The sequence below is a fragment of the Streptomyces sp. NPDC092952 genome (assembly GCF_044754785.1).
GTDB lineage: Bacteria > Actinomycetota > Actinomycetes > Streptomycetales > Streptomycetaceae > Streptomyces.
The window spans coordinates 236,326-252,273 of the sequence record NZ_JBIVPT010000007.1 but is presented as its reverse complement, the minus strand read 5'-3'; the positions used below and the strand labels follow the sequence as shown (position 1 = coordinate 252,273).

Genomic DNA, 15,948 nt, shown 5'->3' with positions numbered 1-15,948 from the left:
CACATGAGACATTGACGTCTCATGTGGGCCGGTCGGATCCCGCACACCCAGCGGATCCGGAGGGGACGGCCCCGTCGCCGGGGAGCGTCGGGTCAAGACCGCGGAGTCCCGCCGGGCCGTTGATCACGGACATCCCGGTGATCCGCTCCCGGCCGATCGTGCGCACCGGGACCGGGAGGCGCCCGCCCTCGCGCGTCGGGACGACGGCAGGCTCCCCGTCACAGCCGGTCCGCGATCAGTTCCAGCGGAGTCCGGCGCGGTGGCGCCAGTACGCCTCGGGCTCCTCCACCAGCGCGTCCAGCCGGGCGCGCCGCTCGGGGCCGAGGTCGACGAGGGGCGCGTGCAGGTTCCCGGCGAGCTGCTCGACGGTGGCCGCGCCGGAGAGCACCACTCCGGCCCAGGGCTGGTGCAGCACGAAGGCCAGGGCCACCGCGTCGCTGCCGAGGCCCGCTTCGGCGGCGATCTCCTGGACGACGGCGGGGGCCTGCGTACCGGCGAGGCGTCCGTTGGCCATGGCCTCCTTGACGATCACGGTGAGTCCGGCGGCCCGTGCCTCGGCGAGCGCCGCCCCGGCGGAGGTCTCCAGGGCGTTGTAGGTGGCCTGGACGGTACGGAAGAGCGGTTCGCCGTCGACGGTGACGGTGAGGGCGGCCCGGATCGCCTCGGCCTGGCCGGGTCCACTGGTCGACAGCCCCACGCTGACCCCCTCCGCGGCGAGCCCGGCCAGCCGCGCGTGCAGCTCCTTGTCGGTGAGGGCCGGGCTGTCGGGGGTGACCGAGTGGATCTGGTACAGGTCGAGCCGCTCGCCGAGCAGGGTGTCGGTCTCGGCCCGCTGGCGCAGGAAGGTGGTCAGGCCGTGGTCCTTCACCTCGTGGTCCTCGGCCTCGACGCTCCAGCCCGCGGTGTACGTGTAGCCCCACTTGCTGCCGATGACGAGGTCGTCCGCCTCGGGGTGGACCCGCAGCCAGTCGGCCAGGAACTCCTCCGAACGACCGTAGGAGCGGGCCGCGTCGACGTAGCGGACACCCTGCGCGTAGGCGGCGTCGAGCAGCTCGTGGGTGCGGGCGCGCAGCGCCTCGACGCTCCGGTCGGCGGGCAGGTCCCGGTCCCGGTGGAGGTTGATGTAGCCGGGCCTGCCGACCGCGGCCAGGCCGAGCCCGATGTGGGCGGTCGGGGTCGTCGCTGTGGCCAGCCGGGCGAAAGGCATCGTCAGGGCTCCTCGTCGGTCGGGTGCGCTCCCCCGCCAACGTAACCCAGCCCGCGGAAACCGGAGGGCGGGGAGCGCACTGGCCGCTCCCCGCCCTCCGGCACGGTCTCCCGACGGATTCCTACCGCTTCTCGACGGCCCAGGCCTGCTGGACCGCGAGGTCGGCCCGGACCTCGTCGAGCTGCACGGCCACCGCCGAGGGGGCCGTACCGCCGCGGCCGTCGCGGGAGGCGAGCGCGCCCGGGACGTTGAGCACCGTGCGGACCTCGGGGGTGAGGTGCTCGGAGATCTTGGCGAACTGCTCGTCGGTCAGCTCGTCGAGCTCGATGCCGTGGCGCTCGCACTCCTTGACGCACTCGCCGGCCACCTCGTGGGCGACCCGGAACGGCACCCCCTGCTTGACCAGCCATTCGGCGACGTCGGTGGCGAGCGAGAAACCGGCCGGGGCCAGTTCCTCCATGCGGGCGCGGTTGACGGTGAGGGTGGCCATCATGCCGGTGAAGGCGGGCAGCAGGATCTCCAGCTGGTCGCAGGAGTCGAAGACCGGCTCCTTGTCCTCCTGGAGGTCGCGGTTGTACGCGAGCGGCAGCGCCTTCAACGTGGCCATCAGGCCCGTCAGGTTGCCGATGAGCCGGCCGGACTTGCCGCGGGCCAGCTCGGCGATGTCCGGGTTCTTCTTCTGCGGCATGATCGAGGAGCCGGTGGAGAAGGCGTCGTCCAGGGTGACGAAGGAGAACTCCTTCGTGTTCCAGATGATGACCTCCTCGGCGATCCGGGAGAGGTTCACCCCGATCATCGCGGTGATGAAGGCGAACTCGGCGACGAAGTCGCGGGAGGCCGTCCCGTCGATGGAGTTGCCGACCGAACCGCGTTCGAAACCGAGGTCGGCGGCGACCGCCTCCGGGTCCAGCCCGAGCGACGAACCCGCCAGGGCGCCGGAGCCGTACGGGGAGACGGCGGTCCGCCGGTCCCACTCGCGCAGCCGCTCGGCGTCCCGGGACAGCGCCTGGGCGTGGGCCAGCACGTGGTGGGCGAAGAGCACCGGCTGGGCGTGCTGGAGGTGGGTGCGGCCGGGCATCGCGACGTCCGGGTGCGCCTCCGCGAGGCCGACCAGGGCGACCTGGAGGTCGGCGATCAGCCCGCCGATGATCCGGGCGTGGTCGCGCAGGTACATCCGGAAGAGCGTGGCGATCTGGTCGTTGCGGGAGCGGCCGGCCCGCAGCTTGCCGCCGAGGTCGGGGCCGAGGCGCTCCAGCAGCCCGCGCTCCAGGGCGGTGTGCACGTCCTCGTCGGCGATGGTGCCGGTGAAGGAGCCGTCGGCGACATCGGCTTCGAGCCGGTCGAGGCCGTCGAGCATGCGGATCAGCTCGTCCTCGGTGAGCAGGCCCGCCTTGTTCAGGACGCGCGCGTGGGCGCGGGAGCCGGCGATGTCGTACGGCGCGAGCCGCCAGTCGAAGTGGACGGAGGCGGACAGCCTGGCCAGCGCCTCGGCCGGACCGTCGGCGAAGCGGGCGCCCCAGAGGCGTACGTCGCTGGTGCCGTTGCCGTTGCTCACTGCGTGCTCCTCGGGAGAACAGGTGGTGGGTGTGCGACCGCCGCCCGCGCGAGGGCCGGGAGGCGGTGACGTAACTGCCGGGGATCGGGCGAGGTCACGCTCCGTCGCGCCCTTCGACGGTCACCGATAGGCATAACTATGCAGACCTCTGTATTTTTTGTCAAAGCCGTGGTGTGCCCGGTCCGTCCCGGACACCGCCGTCCCACCAGCCGGAAACCCCCTGCCGCCGTCCCCGCCGCCACGGACAATGGCCACCATGGGGAAAACCTACGAACGCATAGACGGACGGCTCAGGACCTTCATCGAGGAACAGCACATCTTCTTCACCGCGACGGCGCCGCTGGACGGCGAGGGCACCGTCAACCTCTCACCCAAGGGCGTCAGCGGCTCGTTCGCCGTCGTCGACGAACGGACCGTGGCCTACCTGGACTTCGCCGGGAGCAACGCGGAGACCGTCGCCCACCTGCGCGAGAACGGCCGGATCACGCTGATGTGGTGCGCCTTCCAGGGACCGCCGAACATCGTGCGGGTGCACGGCCGGGGCGAGCCGGTCTTCCGGGACGACCCCCGGTTCGTCCCGCTGCTCGCCCACTTCCCGGGCGTGGACCCGACCCTCCACGGGCTGCGCGCCGTCATCGTGGTGCACGCCGAGCTGATCCGGGACACCTGCGGCTACGGGGTGCCGTTCATGTCGTACGACGAGGACCGGCCGCTGCACGCGCGGCGGTTCGCCCGCGAGGACGACGCCTCGCTCGGCGCGTACTTCGAGAAGAAGGAGCACATCGCCACCAGCATCGACGGGCTGCCGGGGCTGCCGCTCCCGCTGCCCCCGCTGCCGCCGGCGGACCGGGACGCGGCGCGGCAGCACTGAGCCGTACGGAGCAGACCGGCGTGCGCCGCGCGGCCACCGGGCCTACCGTCCGGGCATGCGCAGACCCATGGTCGTCCTCTCGGTACTGCTCGCGCTGGCGGGCACGGTCGCGGCCCGGCCCGCCGCCGGACCCCCGCTCCCGGCCCGGCTGGCCGACACCGGCGGCGGCGGTCAGCTGATCACGGCCGAGGCCCCGGCCGGGGGCTCCACCACCGGCACCGTCGCCTGGTGGAGCCTGCGCCGGGGCACCTGGGTGCGCGAGGGCTCGGCACCGGCCCGCTTCGGCGCGAAGGGCCTGGCCGAGGGGGCGACCCGGAAGCAGAGCACCGACACCACCCCCACCGGCCTGTACGACCTGCCGTACGCCTTCGGCACCGGCCCCGCACCGGCCGGCACCGCCTACCCGTACCGCCCGGTCGGCGACGACTCGTGGTGGTGCCAGGACAACGCGGCGCGGGCCTACAACCGCTGGGTGGAGCCCCGGCCAGCGGACTGCCGGGCGGGCGAGGCGGAGCACCTGATCGAGTACCGGACGCAGTACGCCCGGGCACTCGTCATCGGCTTCAACTACCGGCGCCCGGTACGGGGGCGGGGCGCCGGGATCTTCCTCCACGTGAACGGGCGCGGTGCGACCGCCGGCTGTGTCTCGGTGCCGGCGGAGGCGATGGACCGGATCCTGCGCTGGGCGGATCCGGCCCGCCGCCCGCACATCGCGATCGGCACCCGGTCCGGCCCGACGGCGATCACGCGCTACTGACCGGTACGGGCGCCGGGCGGCTCAGCGCTCGTTCTGGGCCAGCCGCAGCAGGTGGTCGGCGAGCGCCTGGCCGCCCGCCGGGTCCCGGCTGATCAGCATCAGGGTGTCGTCGCCCGCGATGGTGCCGAGGATGTCGTGCAGTTCGGCCTGGTCGATGGCCGAGGCGAGGAACTGGGCGGCGCCCGGGGGCGTGCGCAGCACCACGAGGTTGGCCGAGGCCTCCGCGGAGATGAGCAGTTCGGCGGAGAGGCGCCGCATCCGCTCCTCCTTCGCCGAGCCGCCCAGCGGTGCCTGCGGGGTGCGGAATCCGCCCTCGCTGGGCACCGCGTAGATCAGCTCGCCGCCGGTGTTGCGGATCTTCACCGCGCCCAGCTCGTCCAGGTCCCGGGAGAGCGTCGCCTGGGTGACGCTCAGCCCGTCGTCGGCGAGGAGCTTGGCCAGCTGGCTCTGCGAGCGCACCGGCTGCCGGTTCAGGATGTCCACGATCCGGCGGTGGCGCGCGGTGCGGGTCTGCGGCACGGACGGCCCACCGTGCTCGGTGTCCTGCGCCTCGGTCATCGTCGTCGCCTCATTGTCCGGATCGTCCGTCCCCTCGTGCCGTCTTCTCTTACGCCCGCGCCGCGCTCGCCGCGTCGAGGATGCCGGGCAGCGCCCGGAGCAGCGCGTCCGCCTCCGCCTCGCCGATGATCAGCGGCGGCATCAGCCGCACGACGTCGGGGGCGGGTGCGTTGACCAGGATCCCGGCCTCCTGGGCCGCCTGCTGCGCCTGGGGCGCGAGCGGTTCGGTGAGCACGATACCCAGCAGCAGTCCGGCGCCGCGGACGTGGGAGACCAGCGGGTGCCCGAGGGCCTCCACCCCGGCGCGGATCTTCTCGCCGATCCGCTTGACCCGGTCCAGGGCGCCGTCGGCGGCCAGGGTGTCCAGGACGGCCAGCCCGGCCGCGCAGGCCACCGGGTTGCCGCCGAAGGTCGTGCCGTGCTGGCCCGGCTTCAGCAGCTCGGCCGCCGGGCCGAAGGCCACCGCCGCGCCGATCGGCAGCCCGCCGCCCAGCCCCTTGGCGAGGGTGACGACATCGGGCTCGACGCCCTGGTGGGCCTGGTGCTCGAACCACTGGCCGCAGCGGCCGATGCCGGTCTGCACCTCGTCGAGGACGAGCAGGGTGCCGGTGGCCCGGGTGATCTCGCGGGCGGCCTCCAGGTATCCGGCGGGCGGCACGACCACGCCGTTCTCGCCCTGGATGGGCTCGATGATCACCAGCGCGGTGTCGGTGGTGACGGCGGCCCGCAGCGCGTCGGCGTCCCCGTACGGGACGTGCGTGACGTCGCCGGGCAGCGGGACGAACGGCTCGCGCTTGGCGGGCTGGCCGGTGAGGGCGAGCGCGCCCATGGTCCGGCCGTGGAAGCCGCCGTCGGTGGCGACCATGTGAGTCCGCCCGGTCAGCCGCCCGATCTTGAAGGCGGCCTCGTTGGCCTCGGCGCCGGAGTTGGCGAAGTAGACCCGGCCCTCGCGGCCGAAGAGCTGGAGCAGCCGTTCGGCGAGGGCGACGGGCGGTTCGGCGACGAAGAGGTTGGAGACATGGCCGAGGGAGGCGATCTGCGCGGAGACCGCCGCCACGACGGCGGGGTGGGCGTGGCCCAGCGCGTTCACCGCGATGCCGCCGACGAAGTCGAGGTACTCGGTGCCGTCGGCGTCCCAGACCCGGGCGCCCTCGCCGCGGACCAGGGGCAGCCGCGGCGTCCCGTAGTTGTCCATCAGCGCGTGGTTCCACCGCTGTGCGAGTTCCTGGTTGGTCATGACTCCCCCTGCGCGTCGGGCACGACCATCGTGCCGATTCCCTCGTCGGTGAAGATCTCCAGCAGGATCGAGTGCTGGACCCGGCCGTCGATCACCCGGGCGGTCTCGACGCCGTTGCGTACGGCGTGCAGGCAGCCCTGCATCTTCGGCACCATGCCGCTGGACAGCTCCGGCAGCAGCTTCTCCAGCTCGGAGGCGGTGAGCCGGCTGATGACGTCGTCGCTGTGGGGCCAGTCCTCGTAGAGGCCCTCGACGTCGGTGAGGACCATCAGCGTCTCGGCGCCGAGCGCGGCGGCGAGGGCCGCGGCCGCGGTGTCGGCGTTGACGTTGTAGACGTGGTGGTCGTCGGCGGAGCGGGCGATGGAGGAGACGACCGGAATGCGGCCGTCGTCCAGCAGGGCGCGGATCGCCCCGGTGTCGATGGCGGTGATCTCCCCGACCCGGCCGATGTCGACGGATTCGCCGTCGATGGTCGGCCGGTGCTGGACGGCGGTGATCGTGTGGGCGTCCTCGCCGGTGATGCCGACGGCGAGCGGTCCGTGCTGGTTGAGCAGCCCGACGAGCTCGCGCTGCACCTGTCCGGCCAGCACCATCCGTACGACGTCCATCGCCTCGGGCGTGGTGACCCGCAGCCCGGCCTTGAACTCGCTGACCAGGCCCTGCTTGTCGAGCTGCGCGCTGATCTGCGGTCCGCCGCCGTGCACGACGACGGGCTTGAGACCGGCCTGGCGCAGGAAGACCACGTCCTGGGCGAACGCGGCCTTCAGCTCGTCGTCGACCATGGCGTTGCCGCCGAACTTGATGACGACGGTCCTGCCGTTGTGCCGGGTCAGCCAGGGCAGCGCTTCGATGAGGATCTCGGCCTTCGGGAGGGCGGTGTGCTTCCGCGTGGCACTCATGAGCTGTACGCGCTGTTCTCGTGGACGTAGTCCGCGGTGAGGTCGTTGGCCCAGATGACGGCGGACTCGGTGCCCGCGGCGAGGTCGGCGGTGATGGTGACCTCCCGGTAGCGCATGTCGACCAGGTCGCGGTCCTCGCCGACGCCGCCGTTCCTGCAGACCCAGACGCCGTTGATGGCGACGTTCAGCTCGTCGGGCTCGAACGCGGCCCTCGTGGTGCCGATCGCGGAGAGCACCCGGCCCCAGTTGGGGTCCTCGCCGTGGATGGCGCACTTGAGGAGGTTGTTGCGGGCGATGGAGCGGCCCACCTCGACGGCGTCGTCCTCGGTCGCGGCGTTCACGACCTCGATCCGGATGTCCTTGGAGGCGCCCTCGGCGTCCCCGATGAGCTGCCGGGCGAGGTCGGCGCAGACCGCCCGTACGGCCTCGGCGAACTCGTCCTGCTCCGGGGTGGTGCCGCTCGCCCCGGAGGCCAGCAGCAGCACGGTGTCGTTGGTCGACATGCAGCCGTCGGAGTCGATCCGGTCGAAGGTGGTACGGGTGGCGGCGCGCAGCGCGGAGTCGAGTCCGGCGGCGTCCACGTCGGCGTCGGTGGTGAGGACGACCAGCATGGTGGCGAGGCCGGGGGCGAGCATGCCCGCGCCCTTGGCCATGCCGCCGACGGTCCAGCCCTCGCCGCCGGCGACGGCGGTCTTGTGGACCGTGTCGGTGGTCTTGATCGCGATGGCGGCCTTCTCGCCGCCGTGCTCGCTGAGGGCGGCGGCGGCCTTCTCGATACCGGGCAGCAGCTTGTCCATCGGGAGCAGCATGCCGATCAGCCCGGTCGAGGCGACCGCGATCTCACCGGCGTTGTGGCCGGTGAGGACCTCGGCGGCCTTCTCGGCGGTGGCGTGGGTGTCCTGGAAGCCCTTCGGGCCCGTACAGGCGTTGGCGCCGCCGGAGTTGAGGACGACGGCGGTGACCTCGCCGCCCTTGAGGACCTGCTCCGACCAGAGGACCGGGGCGGCCTTGACCCGGTTGGAGGTGAAGACGCCCGCGGCGGCGCGACGCGGACCGTGGTTGACCACCAGGGCCAGGTCCGGGTTGCCGCTCTCCTTGATCCCCGCGGCGACACCCGCCGCGGAGAACCCCTGTGCTGCCGTGACGCTCACTGCATCTCCTCGTTCGCTTCTCCGACCGCGCACTGCGGTGGCGCGGCATTCGTGGTCGTACCCAGGCCGGCGGTCGTGCCGCCGTCGCTCACGGAGCGACTCCGATGGTGGAGAGGCCTGTCTCCTCGGGCAGTCCGAGGGCGATGTTCATGCTCTGCAGGGCGCCGCCGGCGGTGCCCTTGGTGAGGTTGTCGATGGCGCTGACCACGATGATCCGGCCCGCGGCCGCATCGAGGGCGACCTGGATCTGTACGGCGTTGGAACCGTGGACGGCCGCCGTGGCGGGCCACTGGCCCTCGGGGAGCAGGTCCACGAAGGGTTCGTCGGCGAACGCCTTCGCGTACGCCTCGCGGACCGTTTCGGCGCTCACCCCGGGCTTCGCCTTCGCGCTGCAGGTGGCGAGGATGCCGCGGGGCATGGGCGCCAGGGTCGGCGTGAAGGAGACGGTGACCGGCTCGCCGGCCGCGGCGCTGAGGTTCTGGATCATCTCGGGCGTGTGCCGGTGGGCGCCGCCGACGCCGTACGGGGACATGTTGCCCATCACCTCGGAGCCGAGCAGGTGCGGCTTGGCCGCCTTGCCCGCCCCGGAGGTGCCGGAGGCGGCGACGATCACGGCCTCGGGCTCGGCCAGCCCGGCCGCGTACGCGGGGAAGAGCGCGAGCGAGACGGCGGTCGGGTAGCAGCCGGGCACCGCGATCCGCTTGGTGCCGGTGAGCGCCGGGCGGCCGCCGGGCAGCTCGGGCAGGCCGTAGGGCCAGGTCCCGGCGTGCGGGGATCCGTAGAACCGCTCCCAGTCCCCGGCGTCCCTGAGCCGGAAGTCGGCACCCATGTCCACGACCAGTACGTCGTCGCCCAGCTGTTCGGCGACGGCGGCGGACTGGCCGTGCGGGAGGGCGAGGAAGACCACGTCGTGCCCGGCGAGGACCTCGGGGGTGGTCGGTTGCAGCACCCGGTCCGCGAGGGGCCGCAGATGCGGCTGGAGCCCACCGAGCCGCTGCCCCGCGTTGGAGTTGGCCGTGAGCGCCCCGATCTCGACCCCGGGATGGACCAGCAGAAGACGGAGCAGCTCCCCTCCGGCGTATCCGCTCGCCCCTGCCACCGCTGCGCGTACCACCATCGGAACCTCCTCGTCGATGGCATGACTATACGCAACACTGCACTTTTATGCAAAGCTATTCGGCCTCGGGCGGGCCTCCGCCCACGGATCCATCACGCATGTAAAGCGTACTTGACATCCACCGAGAGGTGACAAGTAAGCTTTACACGTGCGAAACAGCGTCAGGGAACTGCGGTCATCACGAGGACTCTCCCAGGGCCGACTGGGCACGGCCCTCGGAGTCTCACGGCAGACGATCAACGCCATCGAGACCGGGCGGTACACACCTTCCCTGCCGCTCGCCATGGCCATGGCGAAGTTCTTCGAGGTCAGCGTTGAGGAGATGTTCCATGTCGATGAGAGCCCGGCAGACGACCAGTAGCACGGCCAGGTGGTCCGTCCCCGGCTTCTTCCTCGCCGTCGGGGCCGGCTGCCTGGTCGCCGCCGCTTTCGGCGGCCGCCCGGCTCTAGGCCTGGTGACGTTCGGGATCCTGGCGGCCTGCAGTCTCACCCTGGTGCTGCTGGGGCGCCGCAACGAGACCTATCAGGGTCTCACCGAGAAGGTTCCCGACGAGCGCTTCGCGCGGATCGGGGGGCGGGCATGGGCCGGTACCGGCGTGGTGCTCACCGTGGGAAATCTCGGCGCCTTCATCGGTGACCTGGCATCCGGGCGGAGCGGTGATCCCTACTTCTGGTTCGTGGCCACCGCCGCCGTCTCCTACATCGCGTTCGCCGCCTTCTGGTCCCGGCACACCTGAGAAGCCGTCGCCCGGGACCCGTCCCGCCACCGCGTGCCCGACCGGCCGCACAGCCCCGTCCAGGCCGCGTCACGCCGAGCGTTTCCCGGAACCCGGCCGATGAGTTCGCGGCTCCCGGCCGGTCCAAGCTCGTGACACCCCAGGAAAGGACTCCGCCATGTCCGAGCTTCTCGTCGACTTCATCACCTCGCTCGACGGCTACGCGTCGGGGGAGGGATGGCCCGGGTTCTGGGGCCTGGAGGGCCCGGAGTACCTCGCGTGGCTCGGCGAGCAGCCCGGGGCCACCTGTCTGATGGGGGCGAACACCTACCGCCTGATGTCGGGATTCGCCGCGGGCGAGGTCCCGGGCGGCCAGGACGGGTTCAGGCCCGAGGAGGAGGCGTCCGTCGACGAGCTCACGCGGGCGCCCAGGGTGGTCTTCTCCTCCTCGCTCAAGGAGCCGCTGACCTGGGCCAACACCACCATCGTCCGCGACGGCGCCGTCGGGGCGGTCCGCGCCATGAAGTCGAGCGGCTCGGGGCTTCTCCGCACGGTCGGCAGCCTCAGCCTCTGCCGGTCCCTCCTGCGGGCCGGACTCGTCGACCGCTTCCGGGTCGTGATGTTCCCGGTGATCACCGGGGCCACGGGTGACGAACGCGTCTACGACGGATATCCGGACGTCGCCCTCGACATGATCGGCCACCGCACCTTCGACGGCCGCATCCAGCTGGTCGAGTACAGGCCCCGCGTCCTGGAGCACCCGCCGCTCGGCGCCCCCGCGTGACGACGCCCGTCCATGTGGAGCTCTCCACGGCCGTGACGGCAGAACGCCCCGGTCGGCGCGGGCGGCCGACCGGGGCGTGCGGGGGAGGCGGCTGCCGGGGCGGTGTCCCGCCCCGGCAGCCGGTCAGCCCGCGAGGAGCTGGAGCGTGTCGATCACGCGGTTCGAGAAGCCCCACTCGTTGTCGTACCAGGCGACGACCTTGACGTGGCGGCCGTCGACGCGGGTGAGGGCCGAGTCGAAGATCGACGAGGCCGGGTTGCCCGTGATGTCGGACGAGACCAGCGGGTCCTCGGAGTACTCCAGCACACCGGCGAGCGGGCCCTGCGCGGCGGTGCGGTACGCCGCCAGCACCTCGTCGAGCGTCACGTCGCGGGCGACGGTCGTGTTGAGCTCGACGATCGAGCCGACCGGGACCGGTACGCGGATCGAGTCGCCCGACAGCTTGCCGTCGAGGTTCGGCAGCACGAGGCCGATCGCCTTGGCGGCGCCGGTCGTGGTCGGCACGATGTTGACGCCGGCGGCGCGGGCCCGGCGCGGGTCGCGGTGCGGGCCGTCCTGGAGGTTCTGCTCCTGCGTGTAGGCGTGCACCGTCGTCATGAAGCCGTGCTCGATGCCGGCGAGCTCGTCGAGCACCGAGGCCAGGGGCGCCAGCGCGTTGGTGGTGCAGGAGGCGTTCGAGACGACCGTGTGCACGTCCGGGTCGTAGGCGTCGGTGTTGACCCCGTACGCGAGCGTGACGTCCGCACCGTCCGACGGGGCGCTGACCAGCACCTTCTTCGCACCGGCGTCGAGGTGGACGCGGGCGGCCTTCGCCGAGGTGAAACGGCCGGTGGCCTCCAGGACGATGTCGACACCGAGCTCGGCCCACGGCAGCTGCGCCGGCTCGCGCTCGGCCAGCACCTTGATGCGGCGGCCGTCCACGACGAGGACGTCCCCCTCGACGCTCACCGGGCGGCCGAGCCGGCCGGACGTCGAGTCGTAGGCGAGCAGCCGGGCGAGGGCGGTGGGCTCCGTGAGGTCGTTGACGGCGACGACCTCAAGGGCGGTCTCGCGCTCCAACAGGGCGCGGAGCACATTGCGTCCGATGCGGCCGAATCCGTTGATGGCGATGCGAGTCATGAATGGTGTCCCTTCGGTTCGCCACCCAATCTCGCGCGCCGCGCCCGCCCGCGACAGCGGCACGATCGCCACGGTTCACAAGGATCTCGCCACGCGCGCCCCTCCCCGGCCTACTCCCCCTTGGTGAAGGTGCGCCGGTACTCGCTGGGCGTCGTGCCGAGGATCCGCTGGAAGTGCAGCCGCAGGTTGGCACCGGTGCCGAGGCCCACGTCGGTGGCGATCTGCTCGACACTCCGCTCCGAACGCTCCAGCAGCTCACGGGCCAGGTCGACGCGGGCGCGCATGATCCACTGCATCGGCGTGTACCCGGTGTCCTCGACGAAGCGGCGCGAGAACGTGCGCGGCGACACCGCGGCGTGCCGGGCGAGCGCCTCCAGGGTGAGGGGCCGGCCGAGCCGGTGGAGCGCCCATTCGCGGGTGGCGGCGAACCGCTCGCCGAGCGGTTCGGGCACGCTGCGCGGCACGTACTGCGCCTGGCCGCCGCTGCGGTAGGGGGCCGCGACGAGCCGCCGGGCCGCGTGGTTGGACGCGGCCACGCCGAGGTCGCCGCGGAGGATGTGCAGGCACAGGTCGATGCCCGAGGCGGCGCCGGCCGACGTCAGCACGCTGCCCTCGTCGACGAAGAGCACGTTCTCGTCCACCCGGACGAGCGGGTGCCGGGCCGCCAGCGCCCGCGCGTAGTGCCAGTGCGTCGTGGCGCGCCTGCCGTCGAGCAGGCCCGTGGCGGCGAGCGCGAAGGCGCCCGTCGAGATGGCGGCGAGCCGCGCGCCCCGGGCGTGGGCGGCGATCAGCGCCTCGACGACGGCCCGAGGGGGGTCCTCCCGGTCCGGGAAGCGGTAGCCGGGCACGAAGACGATGTCGGCCCACCCGAGCGCGTCGAGGCCGTGGGTGACGCCGTAGGACAGACCGTCCCCGCCGGTCACGAGCCCCGGCGCGGCCCCGCACACCCGTACCTCGTACGGCATGCTCGCGCGGGTCGAGAAGACCTGCGCGGGGATGCCGACGTCGAGCGGCTTCGCCCCTTCGAGTACGAGGACGGCGACGCGGTGCAGGCGGGAGACGGACACGCAAGAGAGGTTACGTGGGGCGCACCGCCCCCGGTCTTCGCAGGTGGGAGCCGAATATCCCCGCCCGGCCGACGACCCCGGACCCCTCGATGTCAGGATGGGTCCATGACGAGCAAGGTTTATTTCGACATCACCATCAACGACGAGCCCGCCGGGCGGATCACCTTCAAGCTGTTCGACGACGTCGTCCCGAAGACGGCGGAGAACTTCCGCAAGCTGGCGACGGGCGAGGAGGGCTTCGGCTACAAGGGGTCGTCCTTCCACCGGATCATCCCCGACTTCATGCTCCAGGGCGGCGACTTCACCCGCGGCGACGGCACGGGCGGCAAGAGCATCTACGGTGCCAAGTTCCCCGACGAGAACTTCAAGCTGGCGCACACCAAGCCGGGCCTGCTCTCCATGGCCAACGCCGGCCCGGACTCCAACGGCTCGCAGTTCTTCATCACGACGATCGTGACGTCGTGGCTGGACGGCAAGCACGTGGTGTTCGGCGAGGTCGACGACGAGGCCGGCATGGCGCTGGTCAAGAAGATCGAGGCGCTCGGCTCGGGCAGCGGCCGCCCCTCCGCCAAGATCACCATCGCGGACTGCGGCACCCTCTGATCCGTTCCCGCACGCACTGACACGAGCGCGCCGCCCGGCCTCCACGCCGGGCGGCGCGCTCCGTCGTTCCGGCGGACGCGCCCCGGGGGCCCCGCACCCTCGCTACCGTGCCGGGATGGGGAACACATTCGAGGGCGGGGGCCGCACCCTGTCCATGTCCAACGGGAGCACGGACGTCTTCGTCGACGTGCTGATGCTGGCGGTGTCCGATCTCGCCGAGACCGTCTGGGAGTACCGCTTCGCCACTCTGCTGACCTTCCAGGACCAGGGCGCCGTGGGGCGCGGGGTGGTCGGGTTCGACCTGGAGGAGATCGACTGGGGCGGCTCGCCCGGCGAGCGGGCCGCGGCGAAGGACTTCGTCCTGCGGGTGCTCGACCTGGCGCTGCGCAGACACCGATGGGACGAGCTGGACTACGACCCGCCGTACGCGGAGGGGTTCCTGCGGCAGTACCGGGAGATGGTCGAGGCGTTCGACCCCGCCACCGCGTACGCCGCGCCCCCGCACCGCCCCCTCTCCTTCCCCGGCCCGGAGGAGGCCGTCATGGCCTCGTGCGTACGGCACCGGGTGCTGTGCGCACCCGGGTACTGGGACTCGTGCGTCTTCTGCAACGGGTGAAAGCCACCACCCTCCGACTGTCAACGAGAGGTTGACAGTCGGAGGGTGTCAACCTACCGTTGACACATGGTGAATCCGACCCGCCCGACCCATCCCGTGCGCCTCGACGACCTGATCGAGGCCATCAAGAAGTCCCACACCGACGCCCTCGACCAGCTCTCCGACGCGGTGATCGCCGCGGACCACCTCGGCGACGTGGCCGACCACCTCATCGGTCACTTCGTGGACCAGGCCCGGCGCTCGGGCGCCTCCTGGACCGAGATCGGCAAGAGCATGGGGGTGACCCGGCAGGCCGCCCAGAAGCGCTTCGTGCCCAAGGACCCCGGCGAGGTCTCCGACCTCGACCCCAGCCAGGGGTTCAGCCGCTTCACCCCGCGCGCCCGCAACGTCGTGACGGCCTCGATGAACGAGGCCCACGCGGCGCACAACGACGAGATCGGCCCCGCGCACCTGGTGCTCGGACTGCTCAGCGAGCCGGAAGGACTCGCCGCGGCCCTCATCAGGGCCCAGGGCGTCACGCTGGAGGACGTCCGCCGGGCCGCGACCGAGGCGCTGCCCCCGGCCACGACCGGCGAACTGCCCGCGCTCACCCCGTTCGACACCGGGGCCCGCAAGGCCCTCGAACTGACGGCCAGGGAGGCCCTGCGCATGGGCCACAACTACGTCGGGACGGAGCACATCCTGCTCGCCCTGCTGGAGCAGGAGGACGGCTCGGGCGTGCTGACCGGGCTCGGCCTCGACAAGCCCACCATCGAGGCGGCCGTCGCCGAGGCCCTCGCCCTGCTCACCGGAACCGAGCCGAGCGAGTAGGCACCGCCCGGCGGGGACCGGTGCCGGGTACGACGACCGGCACCGGTCCCCGCACCGTTGCGTTTCGGCCAGCGGCAGCCCACCGGGCAGGGCAGCGGCGGGGCGGCGGGGCCGGCCGGGGAACCGGGCGCCGACCTGCCCGTTCCCGCGGACCGGTCAGCGCACGCCCGCTTCGAGCCGCAGACTCCACCGCCCCGGCCCGCCGGTGAGCGTGACCGTCGAGAGCGGTCCGACGTCCACGTTCCAGTACGTCGAGGGCGGGGCCTTGAGCGCGTAGACCAGCGCGGCCCGGACGACCGCCGGTTCGGCGACGGCGACGATGGCGCCGTCGCAGACCGGGCGGGTGTCCAGCCAGCCCCCGATCCGGGTGATGAAGGCGAGCAGCGGCTCACCGCCGTGCGGGGCGGCGCGCGGGTCCGCGAGCCAGGCGTCGACCGCGGCCGGTTCGCACGCCGTGACGTCGGCGAGGGTGCACCCCCGCCACCTGCCCATGTCGCAGTCGCGCAGGGCGGGCTGGACGAGCGGGGCGAAGCCGAGCGCGTCACCGGTCGCCCGGCTGCGCGGAGTGGGTGAGCAGTAGCGCAGTTCGGCGGCGCCCAGCGGGACGAGGGCGGGCGCGGCCAGCCGTATCTCGTACAGACCGGTGTGGTCCAGCGGCCGGTCGTCGTCGAAGCGCTCGGCGAGCAGGCCGGAGCTGCGTGCCGCCGCGACCAACGAGACTCTGGAAGTCATGGCGGCGATCGTGGATCCGAACATCCTGTCGGTCAAGGGCCTTCACCGGTCCGTCCGTCCCGCCGCCGTTCCGGACCCGGCGCGACGGAACCCGGGGCCGATTGGCCTGATTCCCCTCTTCCCATGGGCGGCGCGGCCCCTTCCGATCG

At 72.4% G+C, this 15,948-nt stretch carries 18 protein-coding genes; 8 read left to right on the top strand and 10 right to left on the bottom strand.

Features of this window, described 5'->3' with window-relative positions; all coding sequences use genetic code 11:
- Positions 1–235: 235 nt before the first annotated feature.
- Both ACIQGQ_RS19600 and argH read right to left on the bottom strand, forming a co-directional pair.
- On the bottom strand, positions 236–1,207 hold the full coding sequence (locus tag ACIQGQ_RS19600; protein WP_402397438.1) for an aldo/keto reductase: 972 nt from the start codon (positions 1,205–1,207) through the stop codon (positions 236–238).
- A 121-nt stretch (positions 1,208–1,328) separates the two neighbouring features.
- Positions 1,329–2,762 carry an argininosuccinate lyase gene (gene argH, locus ACIQGQ_RS19595; RefSeq protein ID WP_402397435.1) on the bottom strand — a complete coding sequence of 478 codons (1,434 nt, stop codon included), beginning with the start codon at positions 2,760–2,762 and terminating at the stop codon, positions 1,329–1,331.
- 256 nt (positions 2,763–3,018) lie between these two features.
- Here argH and ACIQGQ_RS19590 point away from each other — a divergent pair, with 256 nt between their 5' ends.
- Together ACIQGQ_RS19590 and ACIQGQ_RS19585 are read left to right on the top strand one after the other, a co-directional pair.
- The gene (locus ACIQGQ_RS19590; protein WP_402397433.1) at positions 3,019–3,633 is read left to right on the top strand and encodes a pyridoxamine 5'-phosphate oxidase family protein; all 615 of its coding nucleotides are present in this window, start codon (positions 3,019–3,021) and stop codon (positions 3,631–3,633) included.
- Positions 3,634–3,688: 55 nt separating this feature from the next.
- Positions 3,689–4,390: a L,D-transpeptidase gene (locus ACIQGQ_RS19585; protein ID WP_402397431.1), complete on the top strand. Its 702-nt coding sequence runs from the start codon at positions 3,689–3,691 to the stop codon at positions 4,388–4,390.
- Between the two features lie 21 nt (positions 4,391–4,411).
- On the opposite strand, the gene ACIQGQ_RS19580 is transcribed toward ACIQGQ_RS19585, so the two are convergent.
- From ACIQGQ_RS19580 to argC, 5 genes are all read right to left on the bottom strand, one after another.
- Positions 4,412–4,948: an arginine repressor gene (locus ACIQGQ_RS19580; protein WP_366290374.1), complete on the bottom strand. Its 537-nt coding sequence runs from the start codon at positions 4,946–4,948 to the stop codon at positions 4,412–4,414.
- A 49-nt stretch (positions 4,949–4,997) separates the two neighbouring features.
- Positions 4,998–6,185, bottom strand: a complete 1,188-nt coding sequence (locus ACIQGQ_RS19575; RefSeq protein ID WP_402397427.1) for an acetylornithine transaminase — start codon at positions 6,183–6,185, stop codon at positions 4,998–5,000.
- A complete protein-coding gene (argB, locus tag ACIQGQ_RS19570; protein ID WP_366290368.1) occupies positions 6,182–7,084 on the bottom strand; it encodes an acetylglutamate kinase in 903 nt (300 codons plus the stop codon). The genes ACIQGQ_RS19575 and argB overlap by 4 nt, the downstream gene beginning before the upstream one ends.
- On the bottom strand, positions 7,081–8,235 hold the full coding sequence (gene argJ, locus ACIQGQ_RS19565; RefSeq protein WP_402397425.1) for a bifunctional glutamate N-acetyltransferase/amino-acid acetyltransferase ArgJ: 1,155 nt from the start codon (positions 8,233–8,235) through the stop codon (positions 7,081–7,083). Before argJ ends, argB begins: the two co-directional genes overlap by 4 nt.
- Before the next feature lie 88 nt (positions 8,236–8,323).
- On the bottom strand, positions 8,324–9,352 hold the full coding sequence (gene argC, locus ACIQGQ_RS19560) for an N-acetyl-gamma-glutamyl-phosphate reductase (protein ID WP_402397423.1): 1,029 nt from the start codon (positions 9,350–9,352) through the stop codon (positions 8,324–8,326).
- A gap of 169 nt (positions 9,353–9,521) precedes the next feature.
- On the opposite strand from argC, the gene ACIQGQ_RS19555 reads away from it, so the two are divergent.
- From ACIQGQ_RS19555 to ACIQGQ_RS19545, 3 genes are all read left to right on the top strand, one after another.
- Entirely contained in the window at positions 9,522–9,713 is a 192-nt protein-coding gene (locus tag ACIQGQ_RS19555) for a helix-turn-helix transcriptional regulator (RefSeq protein WP_402397703.1), read from the top strand.
- Positions 9,682–10,089, top strand: coding sequence for a hypothetical protein (locus ACIQGQ_RS19550; RefSeq protein ID WP_402397420.1), 408 nt, complete (start codon positions 9,682–9,684; stop codon positions 10,087–10,089). Before ACIQGQ_RS19555 ends, ACIQGQ_RS19550 begins: the two co-directional genes overlap by 32 nt.
- Before the next feature lie 157 nt (positions 10,090–10,246).
- Positions 10,247–10,852 carry a dihydrofolate reductase family protein gene (locus ACIQGQ_RS19545; protein WP_402397417.1) on the top strand — a complete coding sequence of 202 codons (606 nt, stop codon included), beginning with the start codon at positions 10,247–10,249 and terminating at the stop codon, positions 10,850–10,852.
- 123 nt (positions 10,853–10,975) lie between these two features.
- Here ACIQGQ_RS19545 and gap read toward each other — a convergent pair whose 3' ends face one another.
- Together gap and ACIQGQ_RS19535 are read right to left on the bottom strand one after the other, a co-directional pair.
- Positions 10,976–11,971: a type I glyceraldehyde-3-phosphate dehydrogenase gene (gene gap / locus ACIQGQ_RS19540; protein WP_402397414.1), complete on the bottom strand. Its 996-nt coding sequence runs from the start codon at positions 11,969–11,971 to the stop codon at positions 10,976–10,978.
- A gap of 110 nt (positions 11,972–12,081) precedes the next feature.
- Positions 12,082–13,038 (bottom strand): helix-turn-helix domain-containing protein, encoded by a 957-nt coding sequence (locus tag ACIQGQ_RS19535; RefSeq protein WP_366290354.1) that lies wholly within the window; start codon positions 13,036–13,038, stop codon positions 12,082–12,084.
- Positions 13,039–13,143: 105 nt separating this feature from the next.
- On the opposite strand from ACIQGQ_RS19535, the gene ACIQGQ_RS19530 reads away from it, so the two are divergent.
- From ACIQGQ_RS19530 to ACIQGQ_RS19520, 3 genes are all read left to right on the top strand, one after another.
- Positions 13,144–13,641, top strand: coding sequence for a peptidylprolyl isomerase (locus ACIQGQ_RS19530; protein WP_366290351.1), 498 nt, complete (start codon positions 13,144–13,146; stop codon positions 13,639–13,641).
- Between the two features lie 115 nt (positions 13,642–13,756).
- Positions 13,757–14,257, top strand: coding sequence for a hypothetical protein (locus tag ACIQGQ_RS19525; protein WP_402397411.1), 501 nt, complete (start codon positions 13,757–13,759; stop codon positions 14,255–14,257).
- A gap of 66 nt (positions 14,258–14,323) precedes the next feature.
- Positions 14,324–15,067: a Clp protease N-terminal domain-containing protein gene (locus ACIQGQ_RS19520; RefSeq protein ID WP_402397409.1), complete on the top strand. Its 744-nt coding sequence runs from the start codon at positions 14,324–14,326 to the stop codon at positions 15,065–15,067.
- A gap of 156 nt (positions 15,068–15,223) precedes the next feature.
- On the opposite strand, the gene ACIQGQ_RS19515 is transcribed toward ACIQGQ_RS19520, so the two are convergent.
- Positions 15,224–15,799: a histidine phosphatase family protein gene (locus tag ACIQGQ_RS19515; protein WP_402397406.1), complete on the bottom strand. Its 576-nt coding sequence runs from the start codon at positions 15,797–15,799 to the stop codon at positions 15,224–15,226.
- Positions 15,800–15,948: the final 149 nt, after the last annotated feature.